Here is an 18,889-nt window from a genome sequence, read left to right on the forward strand (position 1 = left end):
AACGGCGGCGATAGAGAGGAAACGTGCGGTGTTGTTCATGNGTGAAACTCCAGTGAAATTCAAAAAAATGGGGTGAGGTACTTGGAATACGCAGAGGGAAAAGCCGTGGATTCAGAAAGAATCAACCGCCTTCAGCGGGGCCAACCCGGCCCGTGCGCATGGCTTGTGCAGCCGCTTCGGCACGCACTGCAGCGCGGTCGGCCGTGGACTTGTAGGTCACCACGCGGGAGCCAGCAGGCTCCTGGCTGCGCATCTGGACGGAGGATGCGGCTTCGGCAACCACTTCAGCACGGGTGCGGCTGGTGTCGAACTTGGTAGCGAACTGCGAAGCATCGGCTTCGTCGGCCTGGGCACCAAAAGAGGCGAAAGCGGCCACTGCGGCCAGGGAGAGGAAACGTGCGGTCTTGTTCATGATGAAAATCCTTGAAGTTAAAAAAGCGTCTCAAAAAAACCGGAGCAAAGAACAAAAATGAAAGCTGCTTCAAACCGGGTTCGGTGAGTCGCCTTGCGGGTTCGGCTCATCGATGGGATGAACTGTACGCCGCAGGGGGGTAAAGAAAAACCAGCTGGTCGCAAACTAACTGTTCCAGTTTTGGAAACAATCCAGGCGCCTGTTTCCTGCCCGTGGCCAAAGGCCCGCAGCCGGTCGCAAGCGATCGATCCGAGGCAAGAAGGGTGGGCGTTGATTCCTTTGGAAATGCGTTGGACATGGGCTGTATCGTGCCCGGCCACTGTCCCGGCGTCGTCTCGTCGCGGTTTCGGTTCTTTTCAGTTTGTTTCGCGTCCGGCCGAATGCAACAGAGCCGAAACATATGCATCGCCATTGCCACACCCGGCCCAAAAGCGTGACAAATCGGGCTTGCGCGGGTTGCGCCCGTTGGGCTTATGGGCTGAAATCTCTCTACGCCTGTTTCAGGTATACAGAGGGAGGTTCCCATGACCATCGTCGCCAAGATTCTTCAGTCCAAACCGGACGCCATCGTCCACACCATTGCCCCCGGCGCTTCGGTGTTTGAGGCGCTCAAGCTCATGGCCGACAAGGGCATCGGCGCGTTGCTGGCGGTGGAGGGCGAGTCCATCGCCGGCATCTTTACCGAGCGCGACTACGCGCGAAAGATTGCCCTCATGGGGCGCACTTCCGCGGTCACGCAGGTCCGTGACGTGATGACCACCTCCGTGCTGTTTGTGCGGCCCGACCAGACCAGCGAGCAGTGCATGCAGATCATGAGCAACAACCGCCTGCGCCACCTGCCGGTGGTCGAGGGTGGCAAGCTCGTGGGCATGATCTCCATTGGCGATCTGGTCAAGGACATCATTTCCGAGCAGAAATTCATCATCGAGCAGCTGGAGCACTACATCACTGGAACTCACTAAGGACAACCCCCTGAGGCGCTGCGCGCCTTCCCCCGTCTCTCGCGCTGCGCGCGGGAAGGGGGGACGCCCCCAGCCCGGCGGGGCGGCACTTGCGCTGGGACACTGGCTTGGGTTGTGCGCGTTCTGCGGGCGGCTTTTTTTGGCGCAACGCTGAAAAAAGGGCTCTGACCGATCTGGTCAGAGCCCTTTTGTTTTGGGTGTCCGGGTCGCGGCCGACCCGGCCGCTCAAGCGGCTTTTTCGACGTGCCCCTGGCGGGTGTAGAGGAAGTCGATCACTGCCTTGCGGTAGTGCACGTACTGCGGGTCTTCGGCCAGTTCCACACGGCGGCGGGGGCGGGGCAGGTTGACGGCCAGCACCTCGCCAATCGTGGCAGCGGGGCCGTTGGTCATCATCACGATCTTGTCGGACAGCAGCACGGCCTCGTCCACGTCGTGCGTCACCATCACCACGGTGCTCTGGGTGCGTGCCACGATCTCCAGCAGTTCATCTTGCAGCTTGGCGCGGGTCAATGCATCCAGCGCGCCAAAGGGCTCGTCCATCAGCAACACCTGGGGTTCCATGGAGAGCGCCCGGGCGATGCCCACGCGCTGCTTCATGCCGCCCGAGATCTCGCCAGGGCGCTTTTGCCCTGCCGGCGTGAGGCCCACCAGCGCCAGCGCGGCATCGGTGCGGGCCTTGAGCTGGGTCTTGGTTTCCTTGCCGCCAAACACGCGCTCCACGGCCAGGTAGATGTTGTCGAAGCAGGTGAGCCAGGGCAGCAGCGAGTGGTTCTGGAACACCACGGCGCGCTCCGGCCCCGGGCCCTTGATCTCCTTGTTGGCGCACAGCAGTGCACCGTTGGTGGGCGTGGTCAGGCCCGCGATCAGGTTCAGCAGGGTGGACTTGCCGCAGCCCGAGTGGCCAATCAGCGCCACGAATTCGCCCTTGGCAATCGTCAGGTTGATGTCGCGCAGCGCAGGGAACAGGCCCTTTGCCGTCTTGAAGGTCTGCTCGACGCCATGGATCTCGATGAACTTGGTGGTCATGGAGGGATGTGTGGATGCTGCGGTGGGGTTCATGCTTTCACCTCTTCAAACGTAAATGCGGTGGCCAGCTTGATGAGTGCAAACTCCAGCACCAGCCCGACAATGCCGATCACGAAGATCGCGATGATGATGTTCTTGACGTTCAGGTTGTTCCACTCGTCCCACACCCAGAAGCCAATGCCCACGCCGCCAGTCAGCATTTCGGCGGCCACGATCACGAGCCACGCCGTGCCCACGGCCAGTCGCACGCCGGTCAGCATGTAGGGCAGCACGGCGGGGAACAGGATCTTGGTGGCAATCTTCCACTCCGACAGGTTGAGCACGCGGGCCACGTTCATGTAGTCCTGTGGCACACGCTGCACGCCCACGGCGGTGTTGATGATCATGGGCCAGATGGAGCAGATGAAGATCGTCCAGATGGCGGCCGGGTTGGCACCTTTGAAGACCAGCAGGCCAATGGGCAGCCAAGCCAGGGGCGACACGGGGCGCAGCAGGCTGATCAGCGGGTTGAACATGCGCGACAGGAAGTTGAAGCGCCCGATCACGAAGCCGGCCGGAATGCCCACCAGCGCCGCCATGCCAAAGCCGACGGCCACGCGTTCGAGCGACATCAGCACGTTCCAGCCCACGCCCTGGTCATTGGGGCCGTTGCGGTAGAACGGGTTGCTGAAGATTTCCAGCGCCTGCTTCCAGGTTTCCACCGGGCCGGGAATGCTGTTGCCCGTGGTGGCTGACACCACGGCCCACAGACCCACCAGCAAGCCCAGGCCACACAGCGGCGGCAGCACTGCCATCCAGAAGCTGCGCGACAGCGCCGCCCAGTCGCGGCCGGCTGGGGCCGCGGCAGCAGCCACCGCTGGTGCGGGGGGCGCCAGCGGTGCGGGTTTTAGCTGTTTTTGGCTTCTGGCGCTTGCAGGTAAAGCGCTGGTAGCTACATTATTCATAGCATTCTGTGCAACCACGGGGGCTGCATCCAACGGGGAGTGAAAGACGGCACTGACCATGGTGTTCTCCTGTGCTGGGTGGACGGGGCAGGGCGCTTACGCCTTGATCTTGAAGCTGTCGGCGTACTTGGCGGGGTCTTTGCCGTCCCACACCACACCGTCCATGAACTTGCTGCTGCGCATCTCGGTCTTGGGCAACGGCGTCTTGGAGGCCGTGGCGGCCTGCTTGTAGACGTCGATGCGGTTCACGGCCTTGGCGACACCCAGGTAGTCGGGGTGGTCCTTCATCAGGCCCCAGCGCTTGTGCTGCGTGAGGAACCACATGCCGTCCGTGAGGTACGGGAAGTTCACCGTGCCTTCGTTGAAGAACTTCATGTGGTTGGGGTCGTCCCAGGTCTTGCCCATGCCGTCCTGGTAGCGGCCCAGGATGCGCTGGTTGATCGCATCGACACCCGTGTTCACGTAGGCCTTGCCGGCAATGGTCTCGGCCATCTTGTTCTTGTTGGCCAGGCCTTCGTCGATCCACTTGCTGGCCTCCAGGATGGCGGCTGTCACGGCGCGCGCCGTGTTGGGGTACTTCTGCACGAATTCGGACGTGGTGCCCAGCACCTTTTCGGGGTGGTCCTTCCAGATGTCCTGCGTGGTGGTGGCGGTCACTCCGATGCCGTCCATGATGGCGCGGTGGTTCCAGGGCTCGCCCACGCAGAAACCGTCCATGTTGCCCACGCGCATGTTGGCCACCATCTGTGGCGGCGGCACGGTGATGACCTTGGCGTCTTTCATCGGGTCGATGCCATGGGCCGCCAGCCAGTAGTACAGCCACATGGCGTGTGTGCCGGTGGGGAAGGTCTGCGCGAAGGTGTATTCGCGCTTCTCGCTGGCCATCAGCTTGGCCAGGCCCGCGCCGTTGACGGCGCCCTTGTCGGCGAGTTTCTTGGACAGCGTGATGGCCTGGCCGTTCTGGTTCAGGTTCATCAGCACGGCCATGTCCTTCTTGGGGCCAGCCAGGCCCAGGTGCACGCCGTAGACCAGGCCGTACAACACGTGGGCAAAGTCGAGTTCGCCATTCACCAGCTTGTCGCGCACACCGGCCCACGAGGCTTCCTTGGTGGGGATGATGGTCACGCCATATTTCTTGTCGATGCCCAGCACCGAGGCCATCACCACGCTGGCACAGTCGGTCAGTGGGATGAAGCCGATCTTGACTTCCTTCTTCTCGGGGGCGTCCGAGCCCTGGGCGTGGACCAGTGCACGCAGGGCGGGGCTCACGCCCACGGCGCCAACGGTAGCGGCCTGCAGCACGGTGCGGCGGTTGAGACTGGTTTTCAACAGATCGGTCATGGGGCATTTCCTCGCGTCGTTACAAAGCAAAAAAGGCGTCCTCCCCTGGGCTGGTTGCATTTGCAAACCGGCCGCGGAGAGGGACGCCTTTGTCCATGGCAAAGCCCATTTGGGGGCTTTGAGCCAGCACCGGCCCGCCATTGGGTCAGTGCTGTCAGTGGTGGGACCGTCATTGGTCTCGCCATGGGTTATGCAAGCAGCGTGCCAGCATGGATTGCGCCATCGTGGGGCGCGAAATGCTATGGATTAAATAGCTGAATATGCTTTATGAATAAGCGCTGGCGGTCTGTTGTTCGTCAAAACTGTCGCCATGCAGGTTGGTGAACAAGTTGCACTGCCTTTGTGCGGCGCACCATCCGGACCGGGTGCAGCCGGGGTGAAACAGGAGGGCGTGAAGGCGAGCTTGGGCGCGGGGCCTTGGAGGCTGCTGGGCAGTGCCGCACGGGCGGCAATGTGTGGCAAACCGGCCTCCGGCAGTCCCGGCTAGCATCCTGCGCCCGGGGTCTTGACCCCTGCAGGGCATCCGCAGAATTCGCCATCTACCGATGGTGCACCAACGCGGTTCCTTGGGAAATCGTGAACAGGTGCTCAGCCCAGCAAGTCCATCACATCGAGCATGCGCTGGGCCACGTCCACCAGCTTGAGGCCCTTGTCCATGGCGGTCTTGCGCAGCTTTTCGTAGGCGGCCTGTTCGCTGAGGCCCTGGCGCTGCATGAGCAGGCCCTTGGCGCGGTCGATGGTCTTGCGGTCCTTGAGCTCGGTCTTGGCATCGGCCAGCTCGGCGCGCAGGGCTTGTTCATGCTGAAAGCGCGCCATGGCCACGTCCAGGATGGGGCGGATGCGCTGGGGGGCCAGGCCCGCCACGATGTAGGCCGACACGCCCGCCGCCACCGCATCCTTGACGTGCGAGGTGTCTTCATCGTTGGTGAACATCACGATGGGGCGGCGTTCATTGCGCGTGGCCATCACGACGTGTTCGAGGGCGTCGCGGGCTTCGCTTTCGGCGTCCACGATGATGAGGTCGGGCTGCAGCTGGGCGATGCGCTCGCTCAGAAAAACGTCAGCGGGCAGCGTGGCCACCAGGTTGAAATTGTTCTCCAGCAGCCCGATGCGCAGCGCCCGCGACCGATCCGCCTGCAGCACGGCATGCTCGTCGGCGGGGTCGGCGACCGCCAGATCCGGGGCAACCACCACGATGCGCAAAGACTCGTTCATACCCTGGAGCATAAGCAATTTTTACGCCATAAATTGGTGCATCGAAGCGGTGCACGCCAAGGGTTCTTCGCCCAGGGCAGGCTTTTTCACCTTGCGGGGCCTGAAACTTGCTAATAGTTTGGCGATGGGCAGGGCATACCCGATAGCACCTCCCCGGCTGCGTCGCATATACATCTGCTCACATTGACCTATTCAAGAGGATTTGCATGAACAAGCACATTGACCGGCGGCATATCTCTGCCGGCTTGGCCCTGACCACCGTGGCGGTATCCGCGCTGCTGGTGTTGACAGGTTGCAGCAAGGTGCCCGACACCATCAAGATCGGTGTGGCCCAGCCGCTGAGCGGCCCGCTGGGCGCGCTGGGGCAGGATTTGCTCAACGGGGTGAACCTGGCCGTGGCAGAGCTCAACAAGGGCGGCTACAGCGTGGACGGCAAACGCGTGACGCTGGAGGTGGTGTCGGTGGATGACAAGGCCGATGCCGCCACCGGCAAGACCGTGGCACAGCAGCTGGTGGACTCCGGCGTGGTGGCCGTGATCGGGCATCTGAATTCAGGGGTGAGCATCGAGACCGCGCCGATCTATGCGGCCAAGGACATTCCCCAGATCGCCATCTCGACCAATCCCAAGTTCACCCAGATGGGTTTTCCCACCACGTTCCGCATGGTAGCCAACGACACCCTGCAGGCACGCGCCATCGGCTCGTTTGCTGCGACGCAGCTGGGCGCCGCCCGCTACGCCGCGCTGGACGATGGCACGCCCTATGGCAAGGGCCTGGCCGACGGGGCCGCTGCGCAGCTCAAGGCCGAGAAGAAAGAGGTGGTGGTGCGCAAGTCGTTTGACGACAAGACCACGGCATTCGACGAACTCGCGGGCGAACTGAAGGCCGCCAAGGTGGAGGTGATCGTCTCCACCCTCAACGACTTCCAGGCCCTGGCACTGCTGGAGTCGCTGCGCAAGGTGGGCCACACCAAGGTCAGCCTGCTGGGCGGCGACACCATCAAGACCACCGACATGGCCAAGGGCGCTGGCATTGTCGAGGGGCTGTATGCAACGTCGCCCGTGCTCGAAGCCAAAGAGTTCACCACCGGCAAGCCCTTCCTTGAAAAGTACATCGAGGCCTACAAGAAGCCGCCCGCCTATGGTGGCCACTACAGCTACGACAGCACCTACGTGCTGACCGCCGCCATCCAGAAGGCCAAGTCTGCCGACCCCAAAGAGATCACCAAGGCCATGCACGGCATCAACGGCTATGCCCCCGTGATCGGCACCATGAGCTGGGACGAAAAGGGCGAACAGCGCTACGGCGCCGTGGGCGTGTACGAACTGCGCAGCGGCAGCTGGGAGCTGCGCATGCGTTCGGACCGCTGGTAGCCGGCCGGTTCTTCAGGCGGCATGGCTTTGAACAACCCCTGCTGGCCAGCGCCAGCAGGGGTTTTTGCATCAGGCCCTGCGCGAGGCCGGGTTTTACACTCGGGGCATGAGCTTGCTGATACTCGGTATTGAATCTTCGTGCGACGAAACGGGCGTGGCACTGGTCCGTTCGACGGGCCATGCCGTGCCCACATTGCTGGCGCATGCGCTGCACAGCCAGATCGAGATGCACCAGGCCTACGGTGGCGTGGTGCCCGAGCTGGCCAGCCGCGACCACATCCGCCGCGTGCTGCCGCTGGCCACGCAGGTGCTCACCGAGTCCGGCCAGACGCTGGCGGATGTGGATGTCGTGGCCTACACGCGTGGCCCAGGCCTGGCCGGTGCGCTCCTGGTGGGCGCAGGGGTGGCCTGCGCACTGGGGGCGGCGCTGGACAAGCCGGTGCTGGGCGTGCACCACCTGGAGGGGCATTTGCTGTCGCCCTTCCTGAGCGCGGACCCGCCCGAGTTCCCCTTCGTGGCCCTGCTGGTCTCTGGCGGGCACACCCAGTTGATGCGGGTGGATGGGGTGGGCCGCTACGAGATCCTGGGCGAAACCATCGACGATGCCGCCGGTGAAGCGTTTGACAAGTCCGCCAAGCTCATGGGCCTGGGCTACCCCGGCGGGCCAGCGCTCTCACGCCTGGCCGAGCAGGGCGACCCGGCGGCCTTCAAGCTGCCGCGCCCGCTGCTGCACAGCGGCAACCTAGATTTCTCTTTTGCCGGGCTGAAGACGGCGGTGCTGACGCAGTCCAAAAAGCTGGGTGACGAGCTGCAAGTGCGCAAGGCCGACCTGGCGGCCAGCACCGAGGCGGCGATTGTGGATGTGCTGGTGAAGAAGACGCTGACGGCGTTGAAGCAGACGGGCTTGAAGCGCGTGGTGGTGGCGGGTGGCGTGGGGGCCAATAGGCACTTGCGGGCGCAGCTGAATGCCGCCTGTGCCGCCGCCAAGGTGCGGGTGCATTACCCGGAGCTGCACCTGTGCACGGACAACGGCGCGATGATTGCCATGGCGGCGGCAATGCGGTTGCAGGCGGGGCAGCAGGAGGCCCGGGCGGACTATGCGTTTGATGTGAAGCCACGGTGGCCGTTGGATGCGATTACGGTTGCTGGGTGACTGGATTGCGATTAAAAATGGCCTCCACCGATTGATGAATAAGCGCCAGAGCCCAAAAGAACTACCAAAAAATCAGAACGGATAGTGCCGCGCCGTCGTTTGCACCGTAATCCACCGCAGCTCCGTAAACTCCCGCACCCCCGCCATCCCCCCAAACCGCCCGTACCCCGAACTCTTCACCCCCCCGAACGGCATCTGCCCTTCGTCGTGCACCGTGGGGCCGTTGATGTGGCAAATCCCCGACTCAATGCGCGCCGCCACATTCCACGCCTTCGCCACATCGCGGCTGAACACGGCGGATGACAGACCGAACTCGTTGTCGTTGGCACAGGCGATCGCCTCCTCCACGCCGTTCACACGCACCACCGGCTTGACCGGGCCGAAAGACTCCTCGCGGTAGATGTCCATGTCGGCCGTCACGTGGTCGAGGATGGTGGCGGCCATCAGCGTGTTCTCGCTCTTGCCGCCGCACACCAGCGTGGCGCCCTTGGCCAGCGCATCGTCGATGAGCGCATTGCAGCGGTGCACCGTGGCCATGTCCACCACCGACCCCAGCACCACCGGGCCCTTGCGCGGGTCGCCCAGGGGCAGTGCCTTGGCGCGCTCGCCCAGCTTGGCCACGAACTCGTCGGCCACGGCGTTGTCCACGATGATGCGTTCGGTGGACATGCAGATCTGCCCCGAGTTGGCGAACGAGCCGAACACGGTACCCGCCACGGCGGCATCCACATCCGCATCGTCCAGCACCAGCAGCGGGGCCTTGCCGCCCAGTTCCAGCACCACGGGCTTGAGGTACTTGGCACACGTCTGCGCGATGATGCGGCCCACTTTGGTGGAGCCGGTGAAGTTCACGCGGCGCACGGCCGGGTGAGCCACGATGGCCTCGACCACGGCACCGGCGTCGGCGGGCGCGTTGGTCACGAAGTTCACCACGCCCAGGGGCAGGCCGGCTTCCTGCAGGGCCTCGATGATCAGACCGTGCGTGGCGGGGCTCAGCTCCGAGCCCTTGAGGATGACCGTGTTGCCGCAGGCCAGCGGCGTGGCGATGGCGCGCACCCCCAGGATGATGGGTGCATTCCACGGCGCGATGCCCAGCACCACGCCTGCGGCCTGGCGCACGCCCATGGCCAGGCTGCCGGGCACGTCCGACGGAATCACCTCGCCGGCGATCTGCGTGGTGAGGGCCGCGGCCTCCTGCAGCAGTCCTGCTGCCAGGTGCACGTTGAAACCGGCCCACAGGCCCGACGCGCCCGTCTCGGCGGCCATGGCGGCGGCAAAGGCTTCGCCCTTGGCTTCGAGCGCGTGTGCAGCCTTGAGCAACAGCGCACGGCGCGCATTGGGGCCCAGGGCCGACCAGGCCGGGAAGGCCTTGGCGGCGGCGTCTGCGGCGGCTTTGGCATCGGCCACGGTGGCGGCGGGGGCGGTGGTGGCCACGGAGCCGTCGAGCGGGTTGCGGCGCTCGAAAGTCGCGCCGCCGGTGGCTTGCACGCGCTCGCCGTGGATCAGCATGGAAATGGCAGTCATGGGAAAAGTCTCCTGGACAACAAGAACGAAGGAAGTTCGATCAAGAAAAAAATGAGGGGAATAGGGCAGCGGCTAGGCTACGCCGAGATACGCCTGCTGCACTGCATCCGATTGCAACAAGGTCGAGGCCTCTCCGGACGCCACGATGCGCCCGCGCTCCAGCACATAGCCGCGTTGCGCCACCTGCAGCGCCTTGCGCACGTTCTGCTCCACCATGAGCACGGTGACGCCCTGCGCCGCGATGCGCTGCACGATGGCCAGCAGCTCGTCCACCATGCGCGGTGCCAGGCCCAGCGAGGGCTCGTCCAGCATCAACAGGCGCGGTCCGCTCATCATGGCGCGGGCCACGGCCACCATCTGCTGCTCGCCACCGCTCATGGTGCCAGCCAGTTGCTGCGCTCGCTCCTTGAAGCGCGGAAAGTCCTCGAAGGCCTGGGCCAGGCGCTCGGCGCGCACGCGCGAGGGCACCAGCCAGCCGCCGAGCTCCAGGTTCTCGGTCACCGTCATCTGCGGGAACAGCTGGCGGCCCTCGGCCACCAGGGCCAGGCCGCGCTGCACGCAGGCGGTCGCATTGAGGGCCGGCACGGCCTGGCCGTCGAGCTGCACCGTGCCCTGGCGCGGCAGCAGGCCGGCCAGGGCCTTGAGCAGCGTGGTCTTGCCGGCGCCGTTGGGGCCGACGATCACCGTGATGCCGGGCTGGGCTTCGAGCGACAGGTCCTGCAGCACCTGAAAGCCGTTGTAGCCCGTGACCAGCCCTTGTACCGTGAGGTGTGCGCCGCTCATGCCGTGGCTCCTTCGGGCGTTGCCTGTGTGCCCATCTCATCGCCCAGGTAGGCCTCGATCACCTCCGGGTTGCGCACCACCTCGGCGGGCGTGCCATCGGCGATCTTGCGGCCCTGGTGCAGCACCAGCACGCGCTCCACGTACTTGAGCAGCGTGGTCACCGCATGCTCGATCCACACCACCGTGAGGCCCCAGTCATCTCGCAGGCGGCGGATGCGCTGGGCCATGGCATCGACCTCGGCCTCGGTCAGGCCGGCGGCCACCTCGTCGAGCAGCAAGAGGCGTGGTCGCGTGCCCAGTGCCATGCCGATCTCCAGCAGGCGCTGCTGCGACGGTGTCACGTCGGCGGCGGGCCGGTCGGCCAGGGCTGACAGGCCCAACATGGCCAGGATCTCGTCCTCATTGCGCAGGCCCACAGGCCCCTGGCGGTGGCGGCCCGCGAACTGCATGCCGAAGCGCACGTTGTCGCGCACCGTCATGTCCGGGAATACGCGCGGCGTCTGGAAGGTGCGCGCGATGCCGTGGGCCGCATAGTGGTGCGGGCCCTTGCCGGTGAGGTTGTCGGCAGCGCAGTGCAGCGTGCCCGAGGTGGGGGGCTGCACGCCCGAGATGGCGTTGAAGAAGGTGGTCTTGCCCGCGCCGTTGGGGCCGATGATGCCGATGAGCTCGCCGGCATGCAGCGTGGCGCTCACGCCGTCCACGGCGGTCAGCCCGCCAAAGCGCACGGTCACGCTGTCGATGGTCAGCAGGGCTTCAGACATGGCCGGCCTCCGTTGCAGGCGTGGCTGCCCGCTTGCGCTGCCACAGCGTGGCCAGCCCGTTGGGCAGGTACATCACACACAGGATCAGCAGCAGGCCCAGCACCATCATGTAGCCATAGGGCAGCTGCAGGCGCAGCGTCTCGGCCAGCAGGCTGAAGACGATGGCCGCGAGCACCGGCCCGCCGATGCTGGCCGCGCCGCCGATCAGCGCGATCAGCACCGTCTGGAAGCCGATGAAGGGGCTGAACACGGCGGCCGGCTCGATGTAGGTCCAGCGCACGGCCATGGCCGCGCCCACGGCGCCCGCAAACGCGGCCGTGATGCCGAAGCCCGCGATCTTGGCCAGGCGCGTGTCCACGCCCAGGGTCTGGGCGCGCTGCTCGTCGGCACCGATGCCCGAGAGCGCCAGGCCGAAGCGGCTGCGCTGGATGGCGATGGCCGTGGCAATGGCGGCCGCCGCGATCAGCAGCACCGTGAGGTACACCGTCTCGTTGCTGGGCACCACCGTGAGCACACGGCCTACCGTGCCCGAGACCTGCTTTTCGACAAAGGTCACCGCGTGGCGGATGAGCTCCGTCGTGCCGAAGGTCAGCACCGCGAAATAGGTGCCGCGCAGGTGCAGCACGGCGGCCCCCATGACCACGGCCACCACGGCGGCGATCAGCGCGCCGGCCACGATCACCAGCGGCCAGGGCAGCACTTCCAGCAATGTGGCGCTGGCATAGGCCCCGATGCCGAAGAAGGCCGAGGTGGCCAGCGAGAGGTAGCGCGTGGTGCCGCAGAACAGCGACCAGCTGGTGGCCAGCGCGATGTACATCAGGCAGCTGAGCAGCACCGAGGCCACGAACTCGGACACCAGCCAGGGCAGGGTGCCGACCACGGCCGTGCCCACGGCCAGCGCGAGCCAGGGCTTGTTGGAATGGAGAGATTTCATTTTTTGGAGAAGAGGCCGTTGGGGCGCCAGATCAGCACGCCGATGAACACCGCATAGCTCAGCAGCATCTTGAGAGAGGGGCTGCTGAAGTGCATGCCCAGGGCCTCGACCACACCCAGCAGCAGGCCGCCGGCCAGGCTGCCCGCCAGGCTGCCGAAGCCGCCCAGCGTGATCACGATCAGCGCCGTCACGGTATAGGGCTCGCCCATCGAGGGCGAGATCTCGTAGGTCATCGACAGAAGCGCCCCCGCCACGCCCGACAGGCCCAGGCCAATGCCGAACATCATCGGGTGCAGGCGCCGGGTGTTGATGCCCACCAGCTGTGCCCCCGTGGGCGACTGCATCAGCGCCCGCACGGCCTTGCCCAGCAGCGTGAGCTTGAGCAGCGCGATCAGCGCGGCCGACAGCGCCAGCGCCACGCCGAACAGCACCAGCTTGTTCTCGGTGAAGCGCATGCCCGCGATCTGCACCGGGTCGGCCAGGTATTCGTAGCCGCGCAGGTCGCCGCCCCAGATCAAGAGCGCGGTGTTCTGCACCAGGAACATCAGGCCGAAGCCCACCATCAGGCTGCGCGCCTCGAACACGTCCACGTTCGGCGCGCGCGCCGCCAGGCGCTTGAAGCACAGCGCATGCACCGCCACGCCCAGAACGAACAGCGCGATGAAGGCGATGGGCATCAGCAGCAAGGGCGACCAGCCCCAGGCAGTGTGCGCCCACCAGGTGATGAAGGCGCCGAGCATCACAAACTCGCCATGCGAGATGTTCATGATGCGCATCAGCCCGTACTGCAGGTTCAGGCCCATGGCCACCAGCGCGTAGATGCCGCCGGTAATGAGGCCACTGGCGACCAGTTCGGCCCAGGAGGTCAGGGACATTCCGTGTTACTTCCAGGCGGGCTTGTTGGTGTTCAGCTGCGCTGTGGCGCGGTCCTTGGGCCACACCACTTCGAAGTCGCTGCCCTGCCACTGGCTCACCGTGCCCGGGATGGAGGCGTTCTCGCTGCCCGCAAAGCGGATGCCGCCCAGGATGGTCTTGAACTCATTCTTGGCGATGTGCTCGCGCAGCGCCTTGCGGTCCAGCCCCACCTTCTCCACGGCCTGCTGCAGGATCTGCAGGCCCGCCCAGGCATGGCCACTGGCCCAGCGGTCGGGCTCCTTGTTGAACTTCTTCACGTGGGCGTCGAAGTAGGCCTTGGCCTCGGGGCTGGTCTTCACGCTCCACGATCCCATGCCGATCACACCCTCGGTGTTGGCCTGCATCACGTTCTTGTACAGCTGGAAGGCCGTGCCCACCGAGGCGTAGAAGAACTTGGGGTTCAGCCCCACCTCGCGCGCCTGGCGGCTGGCCAGGATGGTGTCGGGGGGGTAGGTGATGCCGATGAAGGCGTCGGGGTTCTGGTCCTTGATGCCGCGCAGCACGGGCGCCAGGTCCTTCACGCCCAGCGGGTAGCTCTTGCGTTCCACCACCTGGATGTTGGTCTTCTTGAGTGCGTTGTTCAGCGCCGCGAAGTTTTCGAGGCCGAACAGGTCGTCCATGTAGACGATGGCCACCGACTTCACGCCGTTGGCCACCAACATGTCCACCAGCGCGCCCATCATCTTGTCGGGCTGCTGCAAGAGCGAGAAGAAGTAGGGCAGGTTCATGTCGATCAGCTTGCGCGACAGGGCGGTGGGCGCCAGCAGCGGGTAGCCGAAGCGGTTGGCCAGCGGGGCGATGGCGAAGTTGGCGCCCGAGCCCCAGGGCGGCAGGATCAGGTCCACCTTGTCGCTGCCCATGAGTTTTTCAAACGTGCGCACGCAGGTCTCGGTCTCGCTGCGGTCGTCGTAGCCGATGAGTTCGATGGGGCGCTTGGCGCCCTTGATGCTCAGGCCGCCCGCCGCATTGACCTGTTCGGCCCACAGCAGGTAGTTGGGCTCCTGGCTGACCTGTGCGCCTGCGGCCCAGGGGCCCGTGCGGGCAATCGCGTAGCCGATGCGCACGGGGCCGCTGCCACTGCCTTGCGCGAGCAGCTGCGGCGCTACGGCCAGCGCGCCCACGGTGGCGGCGGCCCCCTTGATCCATTGGCGCTTGGAGGGTTGGGACGGTGAATGCGTTGTCATTGTGTGTCTCCTCGGATGGGAGGCCCGCGCAGTGCAGGCCGTACCCGGATCGTAGGAAGACGCTGCCCGGTGCGCTGGGCTGAGCGTGCACAAAAGCCTTGTCCCAGCGTGCACGGCGCAGGGGGTTTACCCGGATTTCCGTGCCCGCCGCAGGAATAGCGGCGCGGCCGATAATCCCGCTGAGACAGGCGGCACCGTCTGCATGACGACTGGAGACAACCATGGCCCACCCTCTGACCGAGGTATCGACCGACACCGTGCCACCGCGCGACCGCCTGCACCTGTGGGGCGATGCGGTGTGGCGCCTCATTGGCGGGCTGGAGTCCGATGCCTTCGGCGACGAGGCATTTGCGGGCCACATCACGTCGGGCCAGGCGGGCTACATCAACCTGTGCCAGCTGGACGTGAGCCGCCACCGCGTGGTGCGCACCCCCAGCCTCATCCGCAGCAGCGACCGGGCCTACATCAAGGTGGTGGCGCAGCTCGAAGGGCGCGCCTGCTTCGAGCAGAACGGCCGCCAGGTGTGGCTGTCGCCCGGCGAATGGAGCGTGTACGACACCACGCGTGCCTACGCTGTGAGCAACCCCGAGGCCGTGCGCCAGATGGTGCTGATGATCCCCAAGGAACAACTGCCCGAGCGCAAGCTCAAGCTCGACGACCTGATGGTGCAGCGGTTTTCAGGCACCACGGGCGTGTCGCGCCTGGCGTGGGACACCATGCGCGCGGCGTTTACCGAGCTGCCTAGCATGTCCGACGCCGCTGCCGACGGCGTGGCCGACGTGATCACGCACCTGGTGCAGCTGTCGCTGCTGGAGCGCAACGGCCAGCACAGCGCCGTGTCGCAGCGCGAGGCCCTGCGCGACCGCATCGGCCAGTACATCGACCGCCACCTCGCAGACCCGGACCTCACCATCGACCGCATTGCGCAGGCGCTCAACTGCAGCAAGCGGCACCTGTACAACGCGGTGGCCGACGAGGAGAACACGCTGGCCACCATGATCCAGCACCGAAGGCTGGAGGCTTGTCTGCAAGACCTGCGCAGCAGCGCGCAGGTGCAGCGTTCGGTCACGGACATCGCGCTGTCCTGGGGCTTTTCCAACAGCGCACATTTCAGCCGCGTGTTTCGCGCCCATGTGGGCTGCAGCCCCAGCGAATACCGCACGAGGGCCCGGGTGCCGGCTTTGGCGCACTGAGCACGCTCCCGGGCCGCATCGCACGCCTGTCGGCAGATCGTTTCACAAGAAAAACGCCCCTACCGCTTGCGGTAAGGGCGCTTCCAGCTATTGAATCAATAGCAGTCGTGCTTGGGGGCTGGTGGCCTGCCCTGGGCGGGCGGGCGACTGTGCAAGCACAGCCGTTTACTGAATGCTCAGCTGCGTGGCTTTGCTCACGGGCTCCAGGCGGGCCAGCGTCAGAGTCAGCACGCCGTTTTCGAGCTTGGCAGAGCTGTTGGCTGCGTCAATGTCGGTAGCCAGCTCCCAGGCGCGTTGCACTTGGCGGGGCGCGCCTTCTACGCTTTGCAGGCGAACCTGGTTGCCTTCGATGCTGATGGACAGCTGCTCGCGGGCGAGGCCGGGTACATCCAGCTGCAAGGTGGTGGTCTTTTCGTCCTGGGTCACGGTGCAGCCGGCAGAGGTGGCAGCGGCAGGTGCGGCCAGTGCGCCCATCAGAAAACGCTGCAGCGCGAGGTCTGCAGAACGGGGGGATTGGGCGTAAGCGGCACGGCGGATCACGGGGGCGAAGATCATGGGTAACTCCTATAAACTGCGCGGCTCTCGACGTGGTCGCCGCATGCCAAGGAGTTGTGTACGGCCGGGTTGCTTTTCAAGGGAAAAATGGCATGAATAAATTGCGTTCCGTGGGCTTGAAAACAGCCACAGCGGCATTACGTCAACCGGTTTTGGCGGCCGCCACAGCGCTGGTGTGCGCTCTGATGCCTTTGTCTGCCAGCCATGCCCAGGGCGCGCCAGGCGTCGCTGCAGGCACAGCCCAGACGCAGGCCAAACCGGTCAAGGTGGCCCTCATCGAAAGCCTGTCGGGGGCCTTTGCCAACACGGGCGAGGCGGTGTATCGCAACGTCTACTGGGCCATGGAACGCGTGAACGCGCGCGGCGGTGTGCAGCTGCCGGCCAGCGCGGGTGGGCCTCGCTTGCTGAGCCTGGAGCGCTACGACAGCAAGGGCCAGAACGAAGAGGCCTTGTCGGCATTGCGCGCGGCCATCGACGACGGCGCGCAGGTCATCCTGCAGGGCAATTCGTCGGCCACCGCGGCGGTGTTGATCGAGACCATCAACAAGCACAACGAGCGCGAGCCGAACAAGCGCGTGATCTTTTTGAACTACTCGGCGGTGGACCCCATCCTCACCAACGAGAAATGCAGCTTCTGGCACTTTCGCTTCGACGCCCATGCCGACATGCGCATGGCCGCGCTCATGGAAGTGATGCGCGAGGACAAGGCCTTGAAGAGCGTCTACCTCATCGGCCAGGACTACAGCTTCGGCCAGGCCGTGCTGCGCGAGGCGAAAAAGCAACTGGCCGCCCAGCGCCCCGATGTGGCCGTGGTGGGTGACGAGCTGCACCCCATCGGCCGCGTGAAGGACTTCGCGCCCTATGCGGTGAAGATCAAGACCAGCGGCGCGCAGGCCGTGGTCACCGGCAACTGGGGCAACGACCTCACGCTGCTGGTGAAGGCCGCGCGCGAAGTGGGCTACGAAGGCAGCTTCTACACCTTCTACGGCAACGCACTGGGTGCGCCCGCCGCCATCGGTGACGCGGGCATCGGCAAGGTGGTGGCCGTGGCCGACTGGCTGCCCAATGTGCCGGGCGCGCAGAGCGAGGCGTTCTACCAATCGTTCCGCACGCGCTTTCCCAAGCCGCAAGATGACTACGTGCACATGCGCATGCAGCTCATGGTCGAGGCGCTGGCCCAGTCGATCGAGCGCGCGGGCAGCACCGACGCCCTGGCTGTGGCGCGGCAGATGGAGAGCGCCAACGTGCAGCTCTCGGGCCAGGGGGGCAGCATGCGCGCGGCGGACCACCAGTTCCAGCAGGCGCTGGTGGTGGGCGTGATGGACAAGAAGGGCGCACCGGGCGTGAAGTTCGACGTGGAAGGCTCGGGCTACGGCTTTCGCGTGGTGCGGCAGATCGCCGCCGCCAAGGCGCAGCAGCCCCACAGCTGCACAATGCAGCGGCCCTGACCCACGGCGTGGGCGGTATGCGGCGCAGCGCGCGCCGCATATCGATATGAAAAGTTAGCGCAACCGGTGCAGGCCGTCGGGCCACAAAATTTGTCGCATTGATCACCCATGCGCGAATCGCTGCCTCCACCGTGTCCTACGCCCTTTCCCTGCTCGACAAAAGTCCCATCCCCGAAGGGGCCACGGCGGCCGAGGCGCTGCAGCGCACCGTAGCGCTGGCCCAGCGCGCCGAGCAACTGGGCTACCGCCGCTTCTGGGTGGCGGAGCACCATGGCAACCCGGGCCTGGCCGGCTCGGCGCCCGAGGTGCTGGTGGCGCACCTGCTAGCGCGCACCTCGCGCATCCGCATCGGCTCTGGCGGCGTGATGCTGCAGCACTACAGCCCGTTCAAGGTGGCCGAGGCGTTCAAGGTGCTCGCATCCCTGGCCCCCGGCCGCGTGGACCTGGGCGTGGGCAAGGCGCCCGGCGGCCTGCCGCTGTCCACGCGGGCGCTGCAGGCGCTGCACGATAAATCCAGTCCATCCGACTTCAGCGCGCGCTTTGCGGAGCTGGACGCCTTCCTGCACGGCACGCTGGACCCGGACCACGCGCTGGCGGGCGCTGTGGCCTACCCCGCACCACCCAGCCTGCCCGAGCGCCACCTGCTCGGCGGCAGCCCCGACAGCGCGGCGCTGGCGGCGCGGCATGGCTGGCACTTCACGTACGCGGGCCATTTCAACGGCGACCCGGTGAGCATCGAGCGCACGGTGCGCGTGTACCGCGAAGCCGCCGGCCGGGCCCCGTCGCTGGCGCTCTATGCACTGGTGGCCCCTACGCAAGCGCAGGCCGACAGCCTGGTGGGCGCATTGCGCGTCTTCAAGCTGCATTTGTCCACCGGGCAAAGCGTGAACCTGCCCAGCGCCCAGGCCGCCGCGGAGTTTGCGCGCCAGGCCGGCGTGGCGGACTACCGGCTCGAAGAAACCCGGCCCCATGTGATCGCCGGCTCGCCCGAGCATGTGCGCGGGCAACTCGATGCGCTCAGCGAGCGCTATGGCATCGAAGAGTTCGTGGTCGATACACCCGTCACGGGCTTTGCCGACCGCCTGGCCTCGGTGGAGCTGCTGGCGGGCGCCTATGCCACCGCCGAGGCCTGACCCGCTCGCTGCACCACTTTCCCCAGGAACAGA

The 18,889-nt window shown here is 65.7% G+C and carries 18 protein-coding genes; 6 read left to right on the plus strand and 12 right to left on the minus strand.

Translation table 11 applies throughout. The features are described 5' to 3' along the window. Window positions 1-121: 121 nt before the first annotated feature. Window positions 122-412 (minus strand): DUF4148 domain-containing protein, encoded by a 291-nt coding sequence (locus ASE52_RS00240; protein ID WP_057222925.1) that lies wholly within the window; start codon window positions 410-412, stop codon window positions 122-124. Window positions 413-936: 524 nt separating this feature from the next. On the opposite strand from ASE52_RS00240, the gene ASE52_RS00245 reads away from it, so the two are divergent. Beyond that, window positions 937-1,374 carry a CBS domain-containing protein gene (locus tag ASE52_RS00245; RefSeq protein WP_010460036.1) on the plus strand — a complete coding sequence of 146 codons (438 nt, stop codon included), beginning with the start codon at window positions 937-939 and terminating at the stop codon, window positions 1,372-1,374. A 225-nt stretch (window positions 1,375-1,599) separates the two neighbouring features. On the opposite strand, the gene ASE52_RS00250 is transcribed toward ASE52_RS00245, so the two are convergent. The 4 genes from ASE52_RS00250 to ASE52_RS00265 form a co-directional block, all read right to left on the minus strand. After that, entirely contained in the window at window positions 1,600-2,433 is an 834-nt protein-coding gene (locus ASE52_RS00250; RefSeq protein WP_057222926.1) for an ABC transporter ATP-binding protein, read from the minus strand. Then, window positions 2,430-3,404, minus strand: a complete 975-nt coding sequence (gene ntrB, locus ASE52_RS00255; protein ID WP_057222927.1) for a nitrate ABC transporter permease — start codon at window positions 3,402-3,404, stop codon at window positions 2,430-2,432. The genes ASE52_RS00250 and ntrB overlap by 4 nt, the downstream gene beginning before the upstream one ends. Window positions 3,405-3,440: 36 nt before the next feature. Beyond that, window positions 3,441-4,685 (minus strand): CmpA/NrtA family ABC transporter substrate-binding protein, encoded by a 1,245-nt coding sequence (locus ASE52_RS00260; protein ID WP_010460041.1) that lies wholly within the window; start codon window positions 4,683-4,685, stop codon window positions 3,441-3,443. Between the two features lie 588 nt (window positions 4,686-5,273). Further along, a complete protein-coding gene (locus tag ASE52_RS00265; RefSeq protein ID WP_029413446.1) occupies window positions 5,274-5,900 on the minus strand; it encodes an ANTAR domain-containing protein in 627 nt (208 codons plus the stop codon). A 206-nt stretch (window positions 5,901-6,106) separates the two neighbouring features. On the opposite strand from ASE52_RS00265, the gene ASE52_RS00270 reads away from it, so the two are divergent. Together ASE52_RS00270 and tsaD are read left to right on the plus strand one after the other, a co-directional pair. Next, entirely contained in the window at window positions 6,107-7,273 is a 1,167-nt protein-coding gene (locus tag ASE52_RS00270; protein ID WP_010460044.1) for a branched-chain amino acid ABC transporter substrate-binding protein, read from the plus strand. Window positions 7,274-7,379: 106 nt separating this feature from the next. Then, window positions 7,380-8,426 carry a tRNA (adenosine(37)-N6)-threonylcarbamoyltransferase complex transferase subunit TsaD gene (tsaD, locus tag ASE52_RS00275; RefSeq protein ID WP_057222928.1) on the plus strand — a complete coding sequence of 349 codons (1,047 nt, stop codon included), beginning with the start codon at window positions 7,380-7,382 and terminating at the stop codon, window positions 8,424-8,426. Between the two features lie 72 nt (window positions 8,427-8,498). On the opposite strand, the gene ASE52_RS00280 is transcribed toward tsaD, so the two are convergent. The 6 genes from ASE52_RS00280 to ASE52_RS00305 all read right to left on the minus strand — a co-directional run bounded on the left by ASE52_RS00280 (window position 8,499) and on the right by ASE52_RS00305 (window position 14,527). Continuing rightward, window positions 8,499-9,950, minus strand: coding sequence for an aldehyde dehydrogenase (locus ASE52_RS00280; RefSeq protein WP_057222929.1), 1,452 nt, complete (start codon window positions 9,948-9,950; stop codon window positions 8,499-8,501). A 72-nt stretch (window positions 9,951-10,022) separates the two neighbouring features. Beyond that, window positions 10,023-10,733, minus strand: coding sequence for an ABC transporter ATP-binding protein (locus ASE52_RS00285; RefSeq protein ID WP_057222930.1), 711 nt, complete (start codon window positions 10,731-10,733; stop codon window positions 10,023-10,025). After that, window positions 10,730-11,494: an ABC transporter ATP-binding protein gene (locus ASE52_RS00290; RefSeq protein WP_057222931.1), complete on the minus strand. Its 765-nt coding sequence runs from the start codon at window positions 11,492-11,494 to the stop codon at window positions 10,730-10,732. Before ASE52_RS00290 ends, ASE52_RS00285 begins: the two co-directional genes overlap by 4 nt. Then, the gene (locus ASE52_RS00295; protein ID WP_057222933.1) at window positions 11,487-12,428 is read right to left on the minus strand and encodes a branched-chain amino acid ABC transporter permease; all 942 of its coding nucleotides are present in this window, start codon (window positions 12,426-12,428) and stop codon (window positions 11,487-11,489) included. Before ASE52_RS00295 ends, ASE52_RS00290 begins: the two co-directional genes overlap by 8 nt. Continuing rightward, window positions 12,425-13,303, minus strand: coding sequence for a branched-chain amino acid ABC transporter permease (locus ASE52_RS00300; RefSeq protein WP_057222934.1), 879 nt, complete (start codon window positions 13,301-13,303; stop codon window positions 12,425-12,427). Before ASE52_RS00300 ends, ASE52_RS00295 begins: the two co-directional genes overlap by 4 nt. 6 nt (window positions 13,304-13,309) lie before the next feature. Continuing rightward, window positions 13,310-14,527, minus strand: a complete 1,218-nt coding sequence (locus ASE52_RS00305; RefSeq protein WP_057222935.1) for an amino acid ABC transporter substrate-binding protein — start codon at window positions 14,525-14,527, stop codon at window positions 13,310-13,312. 221 nt (window positions 14,528-14,748) lie between these two features. On the opposite strand from ASE52_RS00305, the gene ASE52_RS00310 reads away from it, so the two are divergent. Further along, window positions 14,749-15,720, plus strand: coding sequence for a helix-turn-helix domain-containing protein (locus tag ASE52_RS00310; RefSeq protein ID WP_057222937.1), 972 nt, complete (start codon window positions 14,749-14,751; stop codon window positions 15,718-15,720). 165 nt (window positions 15,721-15,885) lie between these two features. On the opposite strand, the gene ASE52_RS00315 is transcribed toward ASE52_RS00310, so the two are convergent. Beyond that, entirely contained in the window at window positions 15,886-16,275 is a 390-nt protein-coding gene (locus tag ASE52_RS00315) for an Hsp20/alpha crystallin family protein (protein WP_057222938.1), read from the minus strand. A gap of 92 nt (window positions 16,276-16,367) precedes the next feature. Here ASE52_RS00315 and ASE52_RS00320 point away from each other — a divergent pair, with 92 nt between their 5' ends. Together ASE52_RS00320 and ASE52_RS00325 are read left to right on the plus strand one after the other, a co-directional pair. Next, window positions 16,368-17,723 carry a branched-chain amino acid ABC transporter substrate-binding protein gene (locus ASE52_RS00320; protein ID WP_057222939.1) on the plus strand — a complete coding sequence of 452 codons (1,356 nt, stop codon included), beginning with the start codon at window positions 16,368-16,370 and terminating at the stop codon, window positions 17,721-17,723. A gap of 131 nt (window positions 17,724-17,854) precedes the next feature. Next, window positions 17,855-18,856, plus strand: coding sequence for an LLM class flavin-dependent oxidoreductase (locus ASE52_RS00325; RefSeq protein ID WP_057225028.1), 1,002 nt, complete (start codon window positions 17,855-17,857; stop codon window positions 18,854-18,856). Window positions 18,857-18,889: the final 33 nt, after the last annotated feature.

It is taken from the genome of Acidovorax sp. Root275 (assembly GCF_001428965.1).
Classification (GTDB): Bacteria; Pseudomonadota; Gammaproteobacteria; order Burkholderiales; family Burkholderiaceae_C; genus Acidovorax; species Acidovorax radicis.